Source organism: Pseudomonas sp. Yb2C2, assembly GCF_052112325.1.
GTDB classification, from domain to species: Bacteria; Pseudomonadota; Gammaproteobacteria; order Pseudomonadales; family Pseudomonadaceae; genus Aquipseudomonas; species Aquipseudomonas marginalis.
This window is the reverse complement of sequence record NZ_JAVAJK010000012.1, coordinates 204,759-211,599: the sequence shown is the minus strand read 5'-3', so window position 1 is coordinate 211,599 and position 6,841 is coordinate 204,759. Positions and strand designations below refer to the sequence as shown.

The 6,841-nt window shown below is 44.6% G+C and carries 5 protein-coding genes; 4 read left to right on the top strand and 1 reads right to left on the bottom strand.

Annotated features, from left to right (window positions below; all coding sequences use genetic code 11):
* Positions 1 to 133: 133 nt before the first annotated feature.
* From Q8X51_RS18540 to Q8X51_RS18525, 4 genes are read left to right on the top strand one after another with little or no spacing between them, the layout of a single operon-like run.
* Complete coding sequence (locus Q8X51_RS18540) at positions 134 to 1,588, top strand: hypothetical protein (RefSeq protein ID WP_407693948.1); 1,455 nt, start codon at positions 134 to 136, stop codon at positions 1,586 to 1,588.
* Positions 1,578 to 3,530, top strand: coding sequence for a hypothetical protein (locus Q8X51_RS18535; protein WP_407693949.1), 1,953 nt, complete (start codon positions 1,578 to 1,580; stop codon positions 3,528 to 3,530). Before Q8X51_RS18540 ends, Q8X51_RS18535 begins: the two co-directional genes overlap by 11 nt.
* A complete protein-coding gene (locus Q8X51_RS18530; protein ID WP_407693950.1) occupies positions 3,527 to 5,539 on the top strand; it encodes a hypothetical protein in 2,013 nt (670 codons plus the stop codon). Before Q8X51_RS18535 ends, Q8X51_RS18530 begins: the two co-directional genes overlap by 4 nt.
* Positions 5,536 to 5,943, top strand: coding sequence for a hypothetical protein (locus tag Q8X51_RS18525; protein ID WP_407693951.1), 408 nt, complete (start codon positions 5,536 to 5,538; stop codon positions 5,941 to 5,943). The genes Q8X51_RS18530 and Q8X51_RS18525 overlap by 4 nt, the downstream gene beginning before the upstream one ends.
* Before the next feature lie 343 nt (positions 5,944 to 6,286).
* Here the strand turns inward: Q8X51_RS18525 and Q8X51_RS18520 are convergent, their stop codons facing one another.
* A complete protein-coding gene (locus tag Q8X51_RS18520; RefSeq protein WP_407693952.1) occupies positions 6,287 to 6,757 on the bottom strand; it encodes a transcriptional regulator in 471 nt (156 codons plus the stop codon).
* Between the last annotated feature and the right edge of the window lie 84 nt (positions 6,758 to 6,841).

Genomic DNA, 6,841 nt, shown 5'->3' with positions numbered 1-6,841 from the left:
ACATGATGAAGAGCCTGTCGGTGATCGGCACGGCGGCGATGTTCATGGTCGGTAGTCCAAAGGTAGGCAGATGGACGGTTAAGTCGATATCTGTTAGCATGTGGACATATGGACAAGCGCTGCGGATGGGTCAATGGCACAAATTACAAGATCGTCGAAGTCTTCAAAATCTTATGAGTCGAAAGCATCGCGATTACTCATCCCGGAATTTCGCCTTCTAGATGTCAGATTTAGCGATACCTGTGAATCCCCAGCCATACCAAAATACGAATTCTTTCAGAGCCATAACGGCTACTATCCAAACTTTCCAGTGATCATTCAAGGTGATGGCACCCCTTGGGAAATCGGTAATCTATATCTTGTTCATCACTTACTAAGTTCGCCCAATTACGAATCTAGAAGCTACCGTAGTAGGGCTGACCATCTTTTAGATTATCTCAGATTTTTAGAAGATGAAGATCTAGATTTTCTTTATTTCCCCGAAAACGATTTATTGAAGGTTACCTACCGCTACCGTCGTCGTTTAGCCGACCAAATAATCGCAGGCGAACTTAAACGAGGAAATGGAAGAGCTCGGATAAACGCTGTAGTCGGATTTTACAAAGCGCTCATGAAAAATGGGCTAGTGAACGAGTCAGACTTTAAGCATCAGCCTTTTGAAGTCGTTAAGAAATATGTAAACGTAGAAACTAATTTTGGGTTATCCAAGCTGCTGCCGGTTGAATCCCATAATTTAGCGATTAGTGCACCCAAACAGCAAACGGCTCCGGGTTACATCAATGATGGTGGACTACTTCGCCCACTTACTGTGGATGAGCAGGAGAAGGTGCTGGTGGCGCTCCTTTCGTCGTCTCGGGAATATCAGCTTATTTTCTATGTTGCTCTTTTTACAGGCGCTAGAATACAAACGATCTGTACAATTAGGGTTCGTCATATTTGGCAGGCACTAGACGGAGATGGAGATCTGCGGATGCCTATTGGAGCTGGAACGGGAGTTGATACAAAGTCCGGTCGTAAAATGACGCTAAAGGTACCCGGATGGCTTGTACAAGATTTAAGAGTTTATAGCCGAAGTATGGAGGCTGTAAAGCGGCGCGAAAAGTCATTTTACGGAGACGTAGGCGATAACTATTTATTCTTAGCTAATACTGGTAGCGAATATTATACCAGTAAAAAAGAAATATTGGATCGTGGTAGAGCAGGCTTAGGAGAGCAGGAAATTGATCGCGGATATGGTTCTATTCGGGAGGGTGCAACCATACGCCAGTATATCACTGATACTATATTGCCTCGAATAAGGTCAGTGGATAGCGACTTCTTGAAGTTTCGGTTCCATGATCTTCGTGCGACGTTTGGAATGAATCTTCTTGAAGATGAACTTGAACAAAGGGGCGAGGGTGGGACGATGGCTGCCGTAGAATGCGTACAGCAGCGCATGGGACACAGTGATAAGAGGGTAACTCTGCAGTATCTTAACTATAAAACAGACATGAAACGCAAGGCCAATGTTATGAGTCGGTACGAAGCTAGACTTTTCAAATATGTAAATACTACAGTTAGCATGGATTTTGGTTCTAATGATCGATAACTTTGAATATCGAGATGTCATTCTTTTACCTTTTGATGACCTTAAGACTCGGGTGCTCAGGTTAGAATCAACAGTGATTACCTATTTCCCATCGGAGTCCAGCAATCGTATTCATAGCTTGGACGTGGGGTGTTTCTGTTACTCGTCCCGCAGTAATGTTGCGGGTAGAGGGTTGACCGGTGCTGCTGTGGATAAATCCTCATTCGACCCTGTCAGGGTACCTCTCGTACAAGCAACTATTGATTTTGTGAGAGGCGCCAGTGCTGTCTCTGCTGGGCGAAAATATACAGAGATTAAGCAGTTTTATACCTGGATAGACAGTCAGGAAGTCTCCATATCTTTTAACTGCTTGGAATCGATGAAGTCGGCGTATATCGAATATACTCGTAACCTTTTACAACTCATTAATGTGTCAAAAGCTGGGCGTTCTGGTATTGCCAAGAAGACTGCTCAAAACTATCAGAAGACCGCAGCGGTAGTCGTAGCGGCAGCTACAGAATTATCAGTGCATCAAGTTATGGGGCTCGCCACAAGGATTACAAAGGGGCGTAATGTAGATGCTGGATTTAATGAGATAGACAGCCAAGATGAGCGTTCCCGATCCTTCGCTGCTCTCGTTAAATTTATAGACGAGGTTCATAGGGTTACGGTTTTGAAGGGGCAGCTGCCTATTTTATTTTCTTCACCGAATGATGACGATTTTTTTTATTTTGTTCCTAGCCAGGTAAGAGGCAAGGGGCGCGATCAAGGATCTGTGTATTCTAAGCTTCGCATCTATAATAAGTTTCCGACCAATAATGAATTCGAAGAGCATTCCGGTTTTATTGATCAGCCCGATGGTAAGCAATCACAAAAATTTATTCTCACAAATATCCGCATGAGGTTGAAAGACTTAGCAAAGAATCCCCGCAGTGATTTTTTCTTATCACTTGCTAATCGTGCGATGAGTGCTGGTCTTGTAACTTTTTTCGCTGCTACCGGAACAAATCTTACTGTGGCACTTGAGCTGCTCATGCATAGCGAGCAAGTCGTTCCGACTACGAAAGGCAATCGCTACTCTGGTACTAAGGGGCGATCCGAAGGTAAAGATGTATTTCCGGAATTTGGAGCTGAATACTCTCCAGTTTTCAAAAAAATTAAAGCTATTCGTACTTGGTTGCTAGATGGTCGAGTGTCACAATTAGTTTTTCCATACCAGGATGGATCTGGGTTAATTACTCGGATGGAGCCGTCCTGCGTAGGAGAGGTCAGAAAGTTATTCAAAGAAGTATTGCCGAATACGGCTTGGATCACCCCCAGGAAATGGCGCAAAGGTGTAGGCTCCGAATATATCAAGCTAAGCGGTGGAGATACAATTCTTACCTCTGAGAAATTGGGTAATACAGAAGGTGTTGTGCGAGCAAGCTATGCGCGACCTTCGTTTGAAGATACAGCAGTGGAGCTGTCTTCGTTCTTCGATAAGGCTTTCGATGCAGCTATTAATCGAACCCGGGTGCAGCCAGTCATTCCGGTAACTGTTCTGGTAAATGAAGCATCACCTTCTAATATTCCTACTGGTCGTTGCGATAAGCCAAGCGAGTCGAACCCAGAACTCGCAAAGGGCTTCACATCGTTAGCTCCCACTCCTAGCTGCGGAGAGCCAGTGACTTGTCTGTTTTGCAGCTTCTATGGCATCCACGCTGATGAACAGGATGTTCGACGACTTCTATCGCTTCAGTTTTTATTGAAGTCTTCAAAAGGAAGTATGCCAAATGAGCGGTTCATTCAAAAGTTTTCGCCTATGTTGCACAGGGTTGACGAGATTCTCGTCGAGGTTGAGGCCCACGGGAAGTTTCAAGAGAATTTTATTTCTGATATTAAGGCTGATGTTGCGCGTGGAAAATTAGATGAATTTTGGAAGATTCATTTTAATACTTTCGTTTCGGTAGGGGTCGTATCGTGAGCATATTAGCCGAACTTGAAGTTCGCGGTTTCGCGGAGTTAATGCTCCCTGATGCACCGAAGGATATAAATGGTTGTCTCTTCTTTGATGATGAAACTGTCATTTCAAGAGCATATGACGGAACGGTATTGTCTAAAGCTAAAGATCCTATCTGGAACCTTAGCCCTTACAATGCTAAAGGTCAGTGCAAGCATAATTTTGTAAGTTGGACACATACCAAGGCTGGTGAGTTGTTCGATACTATTGTTCGCGAGATGAAGTCTATTCAGTTTGTGCGTTTATACTTGTATCCCAAAGCTCGGAAAGTCAACTCAGTGAAGCTTTCGGGGCTTAGGAAATTAGCAGTGCTCGCTGAGAAAAATCAGATCACGCTTCATGAGTTATTTAATGATAGCCAAAATCATCTATTGCTTTTGAGTAGCCTATCCAATCTCGGAGACAAATCTGGGGCAAGAGATCTATTCGAGCTTACGAGCGAGTTATATCATCTTCGAATAGCTCATCCATCGTTCGAACTGGCACCTGTGGATTACTCTCTAATAGAAGATCTAAGCAGGTTGGCAGGTTCTTACAGTGACTATCGGGAAAGTTTCGAGCAAACCAAGCTGGTGCCGTCTAGGATATACGGTAGTTTTATTGCTGGTTTTTGCGAGGAGCTTGATTTTTTTAATGCTCATAGCGCTAGCTGCAAGGTTTTTTATTCTAGAAAAAGCAGCGGTGAGTTATATGGTGCGGCAGCTTCTCAAATCGAGTTTTACTCGCGCGGCGTTTCTTGGAAGGACGCAATTGTAGAATGTGGGCTCGTAGATCTGTGTGAAAAATTCGACATTGGTGGTGTTAAAGAACTCAATGCTTATATAAATTCTATTAACTATATAGCAAAAACATGGATTCATTTTTTTTCTGGGATGCGAGATAACGAAGCACGTACTCTTCCTGCAAATGCGTTGACGACGGTAAGAGTGGGGGACGAGCTCGTGACAGTATTACGGGGATATACCTCCAAGACTGTTGGCCAGAACAACATACCTTCGTATTGGATTAGCAGCCCGATCGTCGAGCGAGGCGTATCAGCTGCCCAATCTATCGGTGAACTAGCTGCCATTCGGAATGGTTGGGATAATTCTGACGTCTCCAATTATCCGCTGTTTCCAGCGTTTAATAATGTTAAAAAAAGCGCAGGAAAATACATTTACGACACTGCGCCTTTGATGGCTAGCGCACAAAAAATGTTAACCGAAAAAACCCACAATCGTATTCCGGGTATTCGTGTTTCTGAAGTTGATCTTGTTGAGCTGGAGCGATTTGATGGTTTTAGAGACTGGCGCAATGATGACAAGGTAAAGCTCGGGGAGCTATGGCCGCTGACGTCACACCAATGTAGGCGCTCGCTTGCTGTTTATTCTGCTCGCTCCGGCATTGTTTCCCTGGGTTCGTTAGGGAATCAGTACAAGCATTTGACTCAGACCATGACGTCGTTTTACCGGACTGACCAAATTTTCGCGGAGAACTTTCTTTCGCTTCCAGACCAGAAGGCCTTTATGCGAGAACTTGAATATGAGCGCCGCGTCAATGCTCTGATGAACTACAATGCTGATGTCATCAATTCCTCAGGTCGTCTTTGGGGTGGAGAAGGTAATCGTATCCAAGTAGCCTTGGATAGAGGAAAGCCTTTGATCATTACCACTGATAGGGAAGTAACTGCTCGCAAGTTCGAAAAAGGCGAGATGGTCTATAAAGAAAGTCCTTTGGGTGGTTGCACTAATCTTGAGTCCTGCGACAAAATCGGATTTATCAGTATTTTTGCTTGTTTGGACTGTCAGTATGCTGTTCTTGATAGTAACAAAAGCATTAAGAAAATCAGATATGGCATCTCGAATCTTCAACAAAGTCGAGCGATTTTTCCGTCGAACAGTCCGTTTTACCAACAGCTTAGTTTGGAGATTGACACGGTTTACAATCAAGTAACAAAGGCGGGCTATGGTCAGGAAATTGAGGATCTGCGATGAGCGCTAACAACGATTATTACGACGCTATAGATCGATTAGAGCGTAATGAGCCGGAAAGGCTACCGCCAGGAACCCTGATCAATAATGACACTGTCGCCTTAGAGGCGGGACGGAAACGCGGCTCGATCAAAAAACAACGACATCCCGACCTTTGCCGAGCTATCGATGAGGCCGCCCAAAGGCAGAGAACCACATTTTCCGCTGTACAAGTTTCTACTATCGACAATCTAAAGAGGTCGGAATCAGCTGATGATTTACTAAAGGAGCAGTATAGAACCCTGGAAAGAGATTATAAGGCCACGCTTCAAAAAAATGTTTCACTGGTGTATGAGGTTTTTATGTTGAGAAAAAAAGTCGCGCTGTTAGAGCGGGATAAGAAGGTAGTTAATCTTACCAAGCGATGAAAGGTTGGGCGGAAGCATTCTTGGTAGATGGTAAGCTAGTACCAATAGTTGAATTCGGTGATCTATATTTTAATTTTTGAGTATTTGCCTAGTTTTTTTCCAATCACAAATTAGCAGGTAGGGTATGCTCATCTGCTTGCTACCCTCGATCATTAGTTCTCCGTTGTACGTGTTCTGCTTCACTCGCGCGTAATCGTTTTGCTCACAAGTTCTATACAAAATTCTGATAAAACTACGAGAAAGCTCCTGTGCGAGTCAACATCCGAAAAGTGATTCACGTGCGTAGTCTTATATTGGGACAGTTCTTCGCGTTGTGAAAAATGGCGCTATTCAAGTTATGCCATTAAGAATCGTGTGATGGGGGATCAATTGACCACAGTCTATTGATCGTCGTCCACGAGTATCCGAGTTCGCGTGCAGCTTCAGCACGGCTGTAGCCTTGTGCCTTTAATCGCTGAACCTGATCCTTCCTCTCCCGAGCTTCAGCCACAACTGGCGCTTCTAGCTTCTGAGGCTCTGCAGGAAGAACGCTATCCGCCAATCCCAGTGCCTCCATTTCAGCGATGGCTGAAAGCATCACCTCGCGAGGAGTCTGGTGTTGACTGGCTGCGATGACTAATCCGAAGAAAGTTACAGCATTCACCTGTAAGGCGTCAGCTAGGGCTTTCGTGGAGTCCACGGTGGCTGTGGTTTTCGAAGCCTCAAGGTTGCTGACAAACGACTGGGCAACCTCGCTGGCGATCGCGTACTGGTGCAACCCTTTGGATGTGCGTAGTAATTGGAGTACGGCTGCGTAAGGGCGGCGCAGTGACATCTTGGCGACTCTTCAAAAAGAGACGGTATGCCGCGTTTGCCAATCAACATACAAATATATATAGTGATTCACATGTTGATTTTG

Bases quoted from the DNA above. Each gene is read 5' to 3' on its own strand.
- Q8X51_RS18540 (WP_407693948.1), top strand. From the start codon at position 134: ATGGCACAAATTACAAGATCGTCGAAGTCTTCAAAATCTTATGAGTCG.
- Q8X51_RS18535 (WP_407693949.1), top strand. From the start codon at position 1,578: ATGATCGATAACTTTGAATATCGAGATGTCATTCTTTTACCTTTTGAT.
- Q8X51_RS18525 (WP_407693951.1), top strand. From the start codon at position 5,536: ATGAGCGCTAACAACGATTATTACGACGCTATAGATCGATTAGAGCGT.
- Q8X51_RS18520 (WP_407693952.1), bottom strand. From the start codon at position 6,757: ATGTCACTGCGCCGCCCTTACGCAGCCGTACTCCAATTACTACGCACA.